Origin of the sequence: Lacibacterium aquatile, from assembly GCF_042683105.1 — a bacterium.
In the GTDB taxonomy this organism is placed as follows: domain Bacteria; phylum Pseudomonadota; class Alphaproteobacteria; order Elsterales; family Elsteraceae; genus Lacibacterium; species Lacibacterium aquatile.
In genome coordinates, this window is sequence record NZ_JBHUIP010000013.1 from 350,077 (window position 1) to 363,380 (window position 13,304).

Here is a 13,304-nt window from a genome sequence, read left to right on the forward strand (position 1 = left end):
GCCGCAAACAACCATGGTTTACGGCCCCGTGCAAGCATCAGCGTGCTTTGCGTAACGTCAGATTAAAGCGGAAGTCTGTCGGCTGCGAGTCCTCTCTGTGCCGAACAGGCCGAACACCATGTTCGGCTTCTCTCGCCGGTCCGCCGAAGACAAGAACATCACCTTCGTTGAGTTCAATTTTTTGCAGTTTTCCCTCAATCCTGATGACAAAACGGGCTGTAAGTCCAAGCGATACCGATACAATCGGTGCCTCGCGGTCTAACTCATCGACATCTCGATGCATGCCCATGCCTACGCCAACGGCATAGCGGTTGATGAGACAGGCGTCCGGTTTGAAATTTCCGAAGCCTGCGGTTTCGGCAGCACGACGAGCCAGTGTCATAAACGCTGATGGCATCTCGGGCCAAGGGCGGCCGGTCAAGGGATCGGTCGCCTCATATCGATAACCGTTCCGGTCGCCGACCCAGCCGAGCGGCCCGCAATTCGTCATAGCAGCCCCCATAGGCCGCCCGCCGGGCGTAGTCATATGTCGAAACGGTGCAAGGAGTGAGACAGCCTCGATCTGCGACTTGAGAACAGCCACGTCGGAAAACGCAGTTAGAAGAACCACGCCAGGGGCAATCAGCGCCGGGGATCGGCCGAAAAGATCAAGCATTTCCCATCATACCGCGTTTCATCGGGTTTGGCGCGTTGCCCGCACAAGGTCCAGCCGATATAACAGGCACATGAGCGATATCTGTATTCACAGCATGACTGGCTTCGCGCGGCAGAACGGCGTCGAAGATGTTTACTCCTGGCAGTGGGAGCTTAAGAGCGTCAATGGGAAGGGGCTGGATATCCGTATCCGCCTTCCTAGTGGTGCCGACCGCCTGGAAATACCGGCGCGTGAGAGAATCGGCAAAGCTTTGAAACGCGGTAATATTAGCGCGACCCTGGAGCTTCGCCGCGTCGAGGTTAAGTCGGCGTCGCTGACGATCAATCGAGCCTATATCGAAACTCTCGTCGCCTTGCAGCAGGATTTGGGGCTTCTGGTCGATCAGACGCCGCCCCGGCTGACGGATCTTCTGTCTTTGCGTGGGGTGATGGAGGCGCCGGAACCGGAGGCCGCTCAGGAAGATACGTCGGCCCAGGACAAGGCGATCCTTGACGGGCTTGATGCTGCGCTGGCCGCCCTCGTTGATACGCGGCGGAGTGAAGGGCGACGTCTGAGCGCGGTGCTGGCAGGACATCTGGATCTCGTGGAGAGATTGACTCTCGAAGCCCGGTCGGCGGCGACCTTGCAGACTGCCGCTGTCGCAGCGAAGCTCAAAGCCCAGGTCACTGTTTTGCTGGAAGGGGCCAGCGTTCCCGAAGATCGTATGGTGGCAGAGATTGCCCTGCTGGCCGCGAAAGCCGATCCCACCGAAGAAGTGGACCGGTTGGAGGCGCATGTTGCCGCAGCTCGAGAATTGCTCGTTGCCGATGGCGCGGTAGGACGTAAACTGGATTTCCTTGCGCAGGAATTCAATCGCGAGGCGAATACCTTGATGTCGAAGGCGGCGGAGATGGCGGTGACGCGGCTCGGCCTGGAGCTAAAAACCGTGATCGATCAGTTCCGCGAGCAGGTTCAAAACGTCGAATGACCGCCCATACCGACCTTACCCTTCCTGATCTTTCGCTGGCGGCCAAGCGCCGTGGGCTCATGTTAATCCTGTCTTCGCCGTCCGGTACGGGCAAGACAACGCTTTCCCGGATGTTGCGGGCGGATGACTCTCAGGTGACCCTCTCGATTTCAGTGACCACGCGTGACCGGCGGCCCGCCGAAGAGCATGGTCGTGATTATCATTTCATTGGTAAGTCGGATTTCGATGAATTGGTTGCCGGGGACCGTCTGCTCGAATATGCAGAAGTCTATGGCAATCATTATGGCACGCCGCGCGACCCGGTCGAAAAGGCGCTGACCCAAGGGCTGGATGTGCTGTTCGACATCGATTGGCAGGGTACCCAGCAGATGCTCCGCCGCGCGCGGCCCGATCTGGTGACTATCTTCATCTTGCCGCCATCGATGCAGGAATTGGAGCGTCGTCTGCGTGGTAGGGCCCAGGACCCCGAAGAGGTGATCGCCCGTCGTATGGCCAAGGCACACGACGATGTGTCTCATTGGAACAAATATGATTACACGCTGGTGAATTCCGACCTTGACGAAACCTATATGCGCGTCAGGGCCATTTTGATGGCCGAACGCCTGCGTCGTGACCGCCAGATCGGAATGGCGGAGTTTGTTTCGAATCTGCAGTCAGAATAAGTTTGTATCGTGGTTGCCATTTTGGCCTGACGTTTATTATTTGTGCTGTGATGTTTCTCTTTCTATTCCGTTGTTAGTGTGAAGTTATGGCTGCTGATTTAAATCATGTAATCCCGGAGAAAATTCGGGAAATACTGAAGGAGCATTACGAAAAATTTGTTCCGACCTCTTATTCGGTCGTTTCAGAGGGGGGTGGCCGCTTTTCCACTAGAGGGATATTGGTTCATAGCATATGCAACGAAAATGACAGATGCTTGTCTATAGTGGAAAAGAGATTATTTCATAGGCCCATTTTTAGTGGAACAAGTGCAGAAGAGTTTTTTTATAAAAACATACTGAATGTTTGGCCTTCTGCTCAAAAATACTGTCCGAAAATACTAAAGATCGAAAGGTCTTTTTTGGGTAGCAGTATATTTATGTCTAAGGAAGGCCGGAGATCAGTTAATCTTTATCGAGATTATTTGAAGATTGTGAGTATTGTTAAGGTTATGCAGGCGGACGCTCCGGATTTGTCATGTTTCGGGAGTTTTGATTATTTTTCCGCGCCAGCATCTCGGCGTTACCGCGGTAACTACCGGCAATATATTCGCAAGATAATTAAAGGGCCATTGCTGACCGCCCCCGAAAGCTTCAACTCTCAAAAGATTATTGCTATGCTGGATGGAATGTCTCGGCTTTGCCAAGATATGCCTCGCGTACCATCGCATCTTGATCTTTTGCAAAAGAATATACGCTTTAAAAAGCCAAAATTTACCCTCATCGACTGGGGTGAATTCTCGTTCGCTCCAATCGGATTTGAGTATGGTGGATTGTTGTCTTCATTATTTCGTTTGGGGGTAATCGAAGATTATAAGGCTATACAGATAAAATTTATGGAGCAATTCAGGGCAAATAGACTAAAATCAGGTTCTTATAAACAAGATCTTGTTTCTCTGAGGTATTTTTATTTCATATCGTGCCTTAGCTTCATTTACGTTAAGCTTAATCGCGTTCAGGATCTCTCTCAACAGCAATTCGAAATTCTACGCGATAAAGCGCAATATCTAATGGATGAAATTCAAACGGCAGCAGGTCGTTAATCAGGTCCACAAAGTATTTGGATCATGATTTGACGCCTTGGGCGGTGAAATGCCAAATTTCCACCGTTGTTGCTTTGTCTCCACACTCTCCCAAGTGCTGCACAGTCGGTCCTAGTTGGATGTCTCCTCCGACGCGGCCAAAGAGTGGAATGCGGTCGAGTGGGCAGACCATCTTTATAAGTTGGCCGCCTTCGAGCACCGTGCCGCTATCCAGATCGACCCAGCGCTCGCCTGCAGGCAGGTAGACCTCTACTTCGCCTCCAGGCGCGATGATGGGGGCGACCAGGAGGTTGGGCCCGCACATGAATTGGGTCTCATAGATGTGGGCATGACGATCATTGGGGAAGGCATAGGCCATGGCGCGCTGCACGGGCACGGAGGCATTTGCTGCCTCGTCGAGGCAGCGGGCGAGATAGGGGATCAGGCGATAGCGCCATTCCAGCGCCTTGCGGACGATCCCGAGCGCTTCCTCGCCAAAGCCCCAGGGCTCGCGCACGCCGATACCATGGAAGCGGAAGTGGCTGATATGAATGCCTGCCTGCACCCAGCGCACATAAAGCTCGGCATCCGGTTGGCTGGCGCCATAGAAGCCGCCGACGTCGGAGGCGTGATAGGGCACGCCGCTCATGCCCCAGCTAAGGCCGCCCCGGATCGAGGCCGCCATCGCTTCCCAATCGGTCTGCGGATCGCCGCCCCATTGCACAGGATATCGCTGCGCCCCGATCCAACTTGAGCGCGCCCAGACGACCGGCTGGGGGCCGGGACCATACTCGGCAGTCGCCTCGAACACGCAGCGATTATAAAGCGCGGTATAGACCGAGTGCAGGCGCCTGCCGCTGTCGCCATTGAAGGCGACCACATCGTCCGGCACCTGTTCGCCAAAATCGGGTTTGAAGACATCGACGCCCACATCGAAGACCGGCTTGTGGGCCTGTTTCCAGAAATCGTAGGCGGCGGGGTTGGTGAAATCGATGATACCGCTGGGCGGCAACGGGGTGAGCACGGCGCCAAAGGGACCCGGGTCCCATTGATAGACGTAAGGCTCGCCGGTCTTTGCGTCTTTCAGGAAGTAGCCTTTGGCCGCCAAGTCCGGGTAATCGGGATGAGCGGTGGAGACCAGCGGATACTGCCAATTGCAGATCCGGAAACCGAGGTCCTTAAGCTCTTTGCATGTGGCGGCAGGGTCCTTGAAGCGGCTCTTATCCCATTCGAACAAGAAGCGCGTCGGTGTGTCTTGCCAGGCGCGGCCGTCGAAAGTGATGACGTCGCAAGGAATCTTGTGTTGGCGCACTTCCTTGGCAACAGCCACGCATTCTTCGGGCGTGCGGTAATAGGCGCGGGACAGCCAGACTCCCAGGCTCCAGTCGGGCGGGCGGCTCGGACGGCCGGTCAGGGCTGTATAGCGGCGCACAAGGTCCGCTGGTTCCGCGCCCGTAAACAGGAAAACGTCGAATGCCTCATCCTCGACGGCCATCGCCAGCGTGCGGTGTGACCATTGGGCAAAGCCGACACCGGTGGTCACGGTCGCCGGTGTATGGGCAAACACGCCCCAGCCGCGCGGCGACCAGCCGAAGGGGGTGTTTTTATAGGCAAGCTCGGTATTGACGCCCAACGCGTCCTCGATCCGGCTGACGATCAGTTGGCCGCGCCGGTTGAGCGGCCCCCATTTCTCGCCAAAGCCATAGACCGCTTCGCCTGAGACCAGCGCCAGGGAGAGCAGCCAGTGGGTGTCGCCTTTGCCCAGTGCAGGCATGCGGCTCCAGCCCCGGAAGTGCTGATCGGTGATGGAGGTCAGGATCGTCCGCCCGCCGAGCTTCAGTTCCAGCCGCAGCGGATTCGGCGTCAGGGTCAGATCGCTCTCACCTTGACGGATCGTGATGCGATCGGCCTCCACCGTCACATCGACGCGCAGAGTGGGGTCGGCCTCCTTCTTGATCAGCAGATCATAGTCGGGAAGGTCAGTGCGACCGGCGCGCAGGCGGAAGGTGCCGGGGGCATGAGCCTCGACCGTTAGGGGGCCTTGCGAGGTTTGCAGGCGCACGCCGTTTTTGGTCGTCTCGACAGTGCCGAACCCTTCGGCGGCGGTGAAATTCGTGGGATTGAACATGGCGCTAGCCCTTCATGCCGCCGGACGTGAGGCCCGAAACGACGCGTTCCTGGAAAATGACGATCAGCACGGCAATCGGCACGATGGCGACCATCAGCGCGGCCGAGATGATCGGCCAGGGGAAAGCGAACTCGCCCTGATAGAGCGTGATGCCCACAGGGAGAGTCCGCATCGTCATGGAGGAGTTCATGGAGAGCGCCAGCAGGAACTCATCCCAGGCATTGACGAAGCTGATGATCCCCGCCGTAAAAACCCCCGGCGCCGATAGCGGCAGGACCACCTTGAACAGCGCGCCGATACGGGTGCAGCCGTCGATCATGGCGGCGTTTTCCAGATCCTTCGGGATACCCTGGAAGAAGCTGACCAGCATCAGCACGCAGACCGGCAGGTTCAGCACCGAATAGGGCAGGATCAGCGCGAGATAGCTGTTCAGCAGTCCCAGCGCCCGCATGGTCTGGTAGAGCGGCACCATGATGGAGATCAGCGGGAACATGCTGATGGCGACGATGGCCGACAGCACGAGGTTGCGATACCGCATCTGCAGCCGCGCGATGGGGTAGGCTGCCAATGCCGCTACCAGCAGCGAGAGGATGGTGGCACCGACCGCGACCACGACGCTGTTGAACACGAAGGTCAGCAGCGGCTGTTCGGTGAAAGCCTGAAGATAATTCTTCATGGTCGCATCGACCGGCAGATAGGTGATCGGCTTCACCTGCAGTTCGCTATCGGTCTTCAGCGACGTTAACAGGATCCAGATCGCCGGGAAAAAACCATTCACGCAGACGATGGCCCCCGCGACGAACAGCCAGAGGCGACGTTCGATTGTGACGCGCTCGGTCGAGGTTTGATCAGCGCTCATCGGAGCCTCCGGCCTTGACGAACCGCAGATAGGCGGTAGTGGCGATCATGGAGACGCAGAACATCAGCACAGCCAGGGCCGAACCATAGCCGAAATCGAGGAAGTCGATGGTGTTCTTGTGGATATACATCGCCAGGGTTTCGGTGGTGTTGCCCGGTCCGCCAGCGGTCAGGGCATAGGGAATATCGAAGGTCTGTATGGCGGTAATGGTGCGGAAGATCATCGCCACCAGGATCGATGGCACCAGCATGGGCAGGGTGATCTTTACGAACTGCTGGAAGCGGGTGGCGCCATCCACTTCGGCGGCTTCATAAAGCGCGCGGGGAATGGTCTGCAGCCCAGCCAGCAGGATCATGGCCATGAAGCTGGCCGACTTCCAGATGATGACAAGGCAGATGCAGGCCATCGCCAGATTGGGGCGCGTCAGCCAGGAGGTGCCTTCCAGCCCCAGGCGGTTCAACACGTCATTGACGATCCCGTAGTCGGTATTGAAGAACCAGCGGAAGATCAGGCCCGCAAAGACCAGCGGCAGCGCCCAGGGCAGCAGCAGTGCAAGGCGGGTGGGCCAGCGATAGCGGAAGGGCTGGTTCGCCAGCAGCGCGAGGCCCAGGCCGACCAGAAGGCTGCCTGGCACCGTGACCAGCACGATGATGATCGTGTTCCAGGTTGCGTGCCAGAACTGCGGATCTTCGGTCAGGGCGAAGATGTAGTTCTCGATCCCGATGAAGATCGGTTCGGTGGAACCGGCGGACAGGCGCAGATCGAACAGGCTCGTATAGATCAGCCGTCCCACCGGATAGACGACGATCAGCCCCAGCAGCGCCATGGCAGGCAGCAGCATCAGGAAGGCAAGCCAGCCCTCGGGCATGTCGCGCGGGATCTTTTGCGGGCGGGAAGCCATGGGAACCTCGGGTGGAGAGGGGCCGGGGGGGGGGGGTACCCCGGCCCCGTTACGCTTAGCGATAGATGCGGGCGAGGCGACTGTCGATTTCCGACAGGGCTGCGTCCGGCGTCTTAACCCCAGCCAGCACCGCGTTCACATTGGACTGGATGGTTTCGGAGACTTCGGTGTAGCGCGGGCTCACCGGGCGGGCGCGGGCGGTCTGGACCACCGGCAGGGCCTGTTCGAACCAGGGGATCGACTTCAGCACTTCCGGGTCCTTGTAGACTTCCGGAATGGCAGGCAGGTTCGAGGCACGCAGGGCCAGTTCCTTCATTACGCGCGGACCGGACATCCACATGACGAAGTTCGCGGCCTTCTCTTTGTTCTTGGAGAAGCTGGAAACGGCCCACTGCCAGCCACCAACGCAGGTGACGGGCTTGCCACCGGCAAAGGAAGGCAACGGCACGACGCCAACCTTGCCCTTGACCGAGCTGTCGTCCGCCTGGAAGCGGTTCCAGCCATAACCCCAGAGCTGGGCGAAGACCACGTTGCCCGCCTGGAAATCCAGGCGCGTGCCTTCGGTCGTCACTTCGGCGATGGCCGACTTGGAGACCTTGCTCTTGTCCTTGAGGTCCAGCAGGAACTGGAAGGCTTCCTTGCCTGCCGTATTGTTGACGCTGGGCTTGCCGTTGTTCAGCAGTTCGGCGCCTTTGCCCCAGAAGGGGATCATGAATGTGCAGGTTGCGCCTTCGATCTTGGCCCCCTGATAGGAGAAGCCCTGGAGGTTCGGATTGCCCTCGGCGCCCGTGATCTTCTGGGCGGCGGCGACCATCTCGTCCCAGGTCTTGGGCGGCTGGACCCCGTGCTTTTCCAGCAGATCTTTGCGGTAGTAAAGGAACATGGCATCGGCAAAGGCAGGCATCGCCACCAGCTTGCCGTTGACGTTGTTCGCTTCGGCATAGGCGGGCAGATAGCGCTTCAGCAATTCGGCTTTGTTGGCGCCGATATAGGGGTCGAGCGGTTCGGCCCAACCGGCGGCGGCATATTGTGCCGGACGCACGATGTCGATCAGGAAGACGTCCAGCGACGCATCCTTGGACGACAGCACGGTGGTTAGATACTGCTGCTGGGCTTCCGACGTGGTGCCGCCGACTTCCAGTTCGACCTTCTGGCCGGTTTCGCGCTCATAGATGTCGAAGAGCTGCTTCATGACGTCGGGGCGCTGCTGGCCGCCGACGAACACCTTGAGAGCCTGGGCCGATGCGGTTCCGCAGATCAGCGCCGAGGCGGCACCGGCGGCAAGCAGAAGGCTGGTAAGCTTGTTCCTCATTTCCGTACCTCCACAGATGTGATCCGGCCGGTGCATAGCCTGCCGGTCTTGATGTCAGCGATGGGTAAGCGTCGCGCCCGTCTGGGCGTCGAAGAGATGCAGCTTGTCGGATTGCAGATGAACCGTGACGCGGTCGCCTGCGCGCGGTGCTTCATCGGGCGTGAAGCGGGCCACGATCTCGCGGCTGCCTAGGGTCAGGAAAGCCAGGGTATCGGACCCTAGCGGCTCAACGAGAGAGACGGGCAGCGTGAAGCTCGGACCATCCCCGGCCAGCGACATATGTTCGGGGCGGATGCCCAGCTTTACCGCCTGCCCATCGCGCCCTCCGTGGGCGTTGCGCAGGGCTGCGGGCAGAGGAAGGGTGATGCCCTCTGCAAGCTGTAGTCCATCTCCCTGAACCGTGGCGTCGATGACATTCATCGGCGGTGAGCCAGTAAAGCCCGCGACGAAAAGATTGGCCGGGCGGTTATAGATATCGTCAGGACTGCCGACCTGCTGGATATCGCCGCCCTTAAGCACTACGATCTTGTCGGCCAGGGTCATCGCCTCGACTTGATCATGGGTCACGTAGATGGTGGTGGTTTTCAGCTGCTGATGCAGCCGTTTGATCTCCACCCGCATCTCCGATCGCAGCAGCGCGTCAAGGTTTGACAGCGGTTCGTCGAACAGAAAAACCTGCGGATCGCGAACGATGGCACGGCCCATGGCCACGCGCTGACGTTGACCGCCCGAAAGCGCGCGCGGCTTGCGGTCCAGCAGATGGTCGATCTTGAGGATCCCTGCCGCGCGCTTCACCGCCGTCTCGACTTCTGCCTTGGGGGCTTTTCGCAAGCGAAGTCCAAAGGCCATGTTTTCGAAGACCGAAAGATGCGGATAAAGCGCATAGTCCTGAAAGACCATCGCGATATCGCGCCCGCGGGGCGGTACGTCGTTCATAACGCGACCACCGATCTCGATGGTGCCGCCGCTGATGCTTTCCAGCCCCGCGATCATGCGGAGCAGCGTGGATTTTCCGCAGCCCGAGGGGCCGACAAAAACCACGAATTCCCCGTCACGGATCTCAAGATCGATACCGTGCAGCACCTGGACGTTGCCATAGCGCTTGACGGCACCTTTGATGTCCACCCCGGCCATTTCGCCCCCGAATATTTCTTCTTAGCTGGCTGATCGAGCCAGCCCTTATTGCTTCAAACGATACGGGGCGGAGCAATCGGAATCAATATATTTTATGTCTTATATAAGAGATGAGTCGGGGTGATTGAACGGCCGGTCGGAGGCGGCGGTCCAGACAACAAAAAACCCGCACTGCAGAGCAGGCGGGTTCTTGGGTCGACGATGGTCGGAGTGAGAGGATTCGAACCTCCGCTCTCTTGCTCCCGAAGCAAGCGCTTTACCAGGCTAAGCTACACTCCGTCGCCGTCGTGGGGCGCCTTGTAGGGCATTTCAGGCAGGGGTGGCAAGGGGTTTTTTGCAGGTCAAGCCATAGTGGGCAAGGATGGTCATCGCCGAAATATTCGGAACGGGGGCGTGCGTGTTGTCAAGCGGTCCGATATGCCTATTGTCGGGGGCGAGGGGAGATTCGGATTTACAATCAAAGGTGGCTGCTGACTGCGAGAATATACCGCATTTTACGCGATTAATTGTTCGATCTGCCATGTTGTGAGCTCGCGGATAGGTTGCTAGGCTGCTTTCTCCTGTCTTAAGCGAAAGTATGTGTCATGGCGATTGCGTCTCCAGGTTCCGTGAAGCAGCCTGATAACCCATGGCTTTCTTCGATCACCTGGGGTGACAAATGGAAAGAGTCGGCAGGAAGCCCCATCACTTTCTCCTTCCCTGAGTCCTATGACGATTGGAGTTCGGGTGGCAAGGCAAGCATTCGGGCTGCTTTGAATGTCTACGCTGAATATCTTGATATCCATTTCAAGGAAGTGGCTTCTGGCGGAAATTTGCAGTTCCACCGTGTAGACGATGCTTTCTTTGGGGGACCTGGGTGGCTTGCTGCTCAGAATGGCCCCCACGGCGGGTATTATCAGGGCCAGGGGTACTATAATCAGGATGGAATTGGCTGGAGCGACAAGGGTATGGCGCCCGGTAACTTTGGTTTCATGACCATCATTCACGAACTGGGACATGGGCTCGGCCTGGCTCATCCCCATGACAACGGCGGAAGCTCAGCGATCATGCCGGGGGTGACCGACCCCTACGATCTTGGGGATTATGGTAACAATTCTCCGCTCTTTACCGTCATGAGTTACAAGGATGACGCGCCGAATCTGCCTGGATTTGCCAACTACGATAAGGGGTACGGTTGGGTTGCCTCGCCTATGGCGCTTGATGTTGCTGTGTTGCAATCCATCTATGGCGCCAATCCCAATACGAATAAGGGCAATACTGTCTATAAGATTAGCGCGACCCTAGGTGCCGGTAATGTCTGGAAATCCATCTGGGACACTGGCGGCATAGATACCATCCGCTATACAGGAGCAGGCAAAGCCACCATTGATCTTAGAGATGCCGAACTGTCGGGAAAGAATGCTGGCGGTTATCTCTCTCGCGCCTCTTCGTCCTGGGGAGGATTCGTCATCTGTGCCGGTGCCGTGATCGAACAGGCGATCGGTGGGGCGGGAGCGGATCTTCTGATCGGGAACGAGGTCAATAATCTGCTGGTTGGAAATGCTGGTAATGACGTTATTTCTGGTGGGGTAGGGGACGATAAGTTATCTGGCGGAAGTGGGGCCGATCACCTGATAGGGGGCATTGGTAACGATACTTATTACGCCGATAAATATGACGTCATCTCCGATACGACCGGGAATGACCGGGTCATCTTCGACGGTAGTTACACGCTGGCGATAAACCTCGAGCGGTTGGTTCTGGATGGTGCCGGTAATTGGGTCGGCCACGGTAACAGCCAAGACAATGCGATTTACGGCAATATCGGTAAGAATGTCATCCTAGGTCTGGATGGTGAGGACCGCCTATTAGGCGAGGCTGGAAACGACAGTTTGAACGGTGGCGCCGGAAACGACGTGCTCAGTGGCGGTGCGGGAAGCGATACTCTGGTTGGAAGCTTCGGCAGCGACATCCTGGTCGGTGGGCTGAGTGCCGATTCCTTATATGGGGACGCCAGTAACGACACCCTATACGGTGAAGATGGCGATGACCGCCTTTACGGCGGTTATGGTGATGATCTCATGAGTGGCGGAGCGGGGCTGGATGTTGCCTGGGGCGGCATCGGCAATGATCAGATATTCGGCGGGGCGCATAACGATACTTTGTCGGGCGACGCAGGAGATGATCGCCTCGTTGGGGACGATGGTGTTGACCGTCTCTATGGTGGCGATGGCAACGATACGTTGTCCGGCGGTGTGGGGGGCGATCTGGTGAAAGGCCATGCCGGCGATGACGTTCTATGCTTCATTAATGGCGGAGACACGCTCTATGGCGGAGCGGGCGATGACATCTTCAATTATCGTGGCATTGAGGTGGGCGTTAAGAACCAGGTGACGACGATTGAGGATTTTTCAGCCGGAGATATCCTGCAACTGATCAGCCTGGACGCTAACACCAAGATCGACGGTAATCAGGCTTTCGATTTCATTGGCGGAGCTGCCTTCAGCAAGACAGCGGGCGAACTGCGTTTCGACGCGGCGGCGCATAGCTTGTCGGGGGACGTAAATGGCGATGGTTATGCGGAATTCACGATTACGCTCGTTGGCGTCAATGCCCTTGATCCTGCAACCAACCTAAGGGTTTAGAGTTCAGCGGCTGCATTGTCTGATCGTCGCAATTTCAAGCTCCTGAATCCCAAGGCTTCGAAGAAATGCGGCATGTGCTTCGGGAGCCCGTGCCTCGAAGTTGCGATGCCAGTCGCTCATTTGGGCGTGGCTGAGCCCGATTTCAGCAAAAAGCGCTGTCCAACTTTCTCGGTTCAGGCCGGTTGGAGTCAGGGGACTGCCGAGCAAAGCTGAAACCACTGCTTTCTGAGTGGCGAGCGACGCTTCTGCTTGAGTGATCTCCGTCAATTGCCGCTCGAGGATTTCTTTTGCACTTCGACCATCCAATAGTGATGCGATCTCCGTCAGTGGCAGGCCGGTGCTGCGTAGTTCCCGAATGCGCTCAAGTCGGCGTTGGCTTTCGGGGCCGTAGAGTCGATACCCCTTGGCGCTACGATCTTCGGGGGACAACAGCCCGATGCGGTCATAGTAAAGCAAAGTAGCCCGGGAAAGCCCCGCCCGACGGGCAAGGGCTCCAATGCTGAGCGAGCGGCCGGTCACGCTGCGAGGGCGAACCATCTGTTCATCGCTCCTTCCCAATGCTCCATCGTCGTCTGCCATTGGGCGGATGCCAGCGTCGCGAGGGCGACCTCGCCCACCTCGGACACCGCCGTATAGCGATAGAGAATATCCACGAAGCAACGGTCAGCGCCATCGGGGCGGAGATCGATCTCTATTTCGACCAGCAAGCCATCGGGCTGCAGGCGGATGAAGCCGACTCCGGTCGGAACATAGTGGCGCGTCACGATCCAGATCGACTCTCCGCCAGAAGGGTAGGGCGTCGCGAAGACGGCTCCCAGTTCGGCGAGCCCGCTTTCCGAACGGATCATGCGATAGCTCCATCCCGGCAGCCAGTCGCATTCCCGCTCTGGACAAAGGAGGGGATGCACGGCGGTTCGCGGGGCGGCGATGGATTGGGTAAAACGGCGTTCGATCAGGCGCGGTCGGCTAGGCGTAGGCATCTGGTTCCTCCATCGGTCAGGTGA

General features: G+C 57.9%; 12 protein-coding genes and 1 tRNA gene. 4 read left to right on the plus strand and 9 right to left on the minus strand.

All coding sequences use genetic code 11. From position 1 onward, the window contains the following. Positions 1-37 precede the first annotated feature (37 nt). Positions 38-655 carry an alpha-ketoglutarate-dependent dioxygenase AlkB gene (locus tag ACFSM5_RS16880; protein ID WP_379877675.1) on the minus strand — a complete coding sequence of 206 codons (618 nt, stop codon included), beginning with the start codon at positions 653-655 and terminating at the stop codon, positions 38-40. Between the two features lie 70 nt (positions 656-725). Here ACFSM5_RS16880 and ACFSM5_RS16885 point away from each other — a divergent pair, with 70 nt between their 5' ends. The 3 genes from ACFSM5_RS16885 to ACFSM5_RS16895 all read left to right on the plus strand — a co-directional run bounded on the left by ACFSM5_RS16885 (position 726) and on the right by ACFSM5_RS16895 (position 3,363). Next, the gene (locus ACFSM5_RS16885; RefSeq protein ID WP_379877676.1) at positions 726-1,622 is read left to right on the plus strand and encodes a YicC/YloC family endoribonuclease; all 897 of its coding nucleotides are present in this window, start codon (positions 726-728) and stop codon (positions 1,620-1,622) included. Next, positions 1,619-2,284: a guanylate kinase gene (gmk, locus tag ACFSM5_RS16890; protein ID WP_379877678.1), complete on the plus strand. Its 666-nt coding sequence runs from the start codon at positions 1,619-1,621 to the stop codon at positions 2,282-2,284. The genes ACFSM5_RS16885 and gmk overlap by 4 nt, the downstream gene beginning before the upstream one ends. Before the next feature lie 86 nt (positions 2,285-2,370). Continuing rightward, positions 2,371-3,363, plus strand: a complete 993-nt coding sequence (locus ACFSM5_RS16895; RefSeq protein WP_379877680.1) for a hypothetical protein — start codon at positions 2,371-2,373, stop codon at positions 3,361-3,363. A 22-nt stretch (positions 3,364-3,385) separates the two neighbouring features. Here the strand turns inward: ACFSM5_RS16895 and ACFSM5_RS16900 are convergent, their stop codons facing one another. The 6 genes from ACFSM5_RS16900 to ACFSM5_RS16925 all read right to left on the minus strand — a co-directional run bounded on the left by ACFSM5_RS16900 (position 3,386) and on the right by ACFSM5_RS16925 (position 9,955). Continuing rightward, positions 3,386-5,470 carry a glycoside hydrolase family 31 protein gene (locus ACFSM5_RS16900; protein ID WP_379877681.1) on the minus strand — a complete coding sequence of 695 codons (2,085 nt, stop codon included), beginning with the start codon at positions 5,468-5,470 and terminating at the stop codon, positions 3,386-3,388. 4 nt (positions 5,471-5,474) lie between these two features. Further along, positions 5,475-6,329 carry a carbohydrate ABC transporter permease gene (locus ACFSM5_RS16905; RefSeq protein WP_379877682.1) on the minus strand — a complete coding sequence of 285 codons (855 nt, stop codon included), beginning with the start codon at positions 6,327-6,329 and terminating at the stop codon, positions 5,475-5,477. Continuing rightward, positions 6,319-7,230, minus strand: a complete 912-nt coding sequence (locus tag ACFSM5_RS16910; RefSeq protein ID WP_379877683.1) for a carbohydrate ABC transporter permease — start codon at positions 7,228-7,230, stop codon at positions 6,319-6,321. The genes ACFSM5_RS16905 and ACFSM5_RS16910 overlap by 11 nt, the downstream gene beginning before the upstream one ends. A 55-nt stretch (positions 7,231-7,285) precedes the next feature. After that, positions 7,286-8,542, minus strand: a complete 1,257-nt coding sequence (locus tag ACFSM5_RS16915; protein WP_379877684.1) for an ABC transporter substrate-binding protein — start codon at positions 8,540-8,542, stop codon at positions 7,286-7,288. Between the two features lie 54 nt (positions 8,543-8,596). Then, the gene (locus tag ACFSM5_RS16920; RefSeq protein ID WP_379877685.1) at positions 8,597-9,676 is read right to left on the minus strand and encodes an ABC transporter ATP-binding protein; all 1,080 of its coding nucleotides are present in this window, start codon (positions 9,674-9,676) and stop codon (positions 8,597-8,599) included. Between the two features lie 202 nt (positions 9,677-9,878). After that, positions 9,879-9,955: transfer RNA gene (locus tag ACFSM5_RS16925), tRNA-Pro, on the minus strand. Positions 9,956-10,284: 329 nt separating this feature from the next. Here ACFSM5_RS16925 and ACFSM5_RS16930 point away from each other — a divergent pair. Continuing rightward, positions 10,285-12,300, plus strand: coding sequence for a M10 family metallopeptidase C-terminal domain-containing protein (locus ACFSM5_RS16930; protein WP_379877686.1), 2,016 nt, complete (start codon positions 10,285-10,287; stop codon positions 12,298-12,300). Between the two features lie 3 nt (positions 12,301-12,303). Here ACFSM5_RS16930 and ACFSM5_RS16935 read toward each other — a convergent pair whose 3' ends face one another. Continuing rightward, positions 12,304-12,837, minus strand: a complete 534-nt coding sequence (locus ACFSM5_RS16935; RefSeq protein ID WP_379877687.1) for a MerR family transcriptional regulator — start codon at positions 12,835-12,837, stop codon at positions 12,304-12,306. Beyond that, positions 12,816-13,280 carry a hypothetical protein gene (locus ACFSM5_RS16940; protein ID WP_379877688.1) on the minus strand — a complete coding sequence of 155 codons (465 nt, stop codon included), beginning with the start codon at positions 13,278-13,280 and terminating at the stop codon, positions 12,816-12,818. The genes ACFSM5_RS16935 and ACFSM5_RS16940 overlap by 22 nt, the downstream gene beginning before the upstream one ends. Between the last annotated feature and the right edge of the window lie 24 nt (positions 13,281-13,304).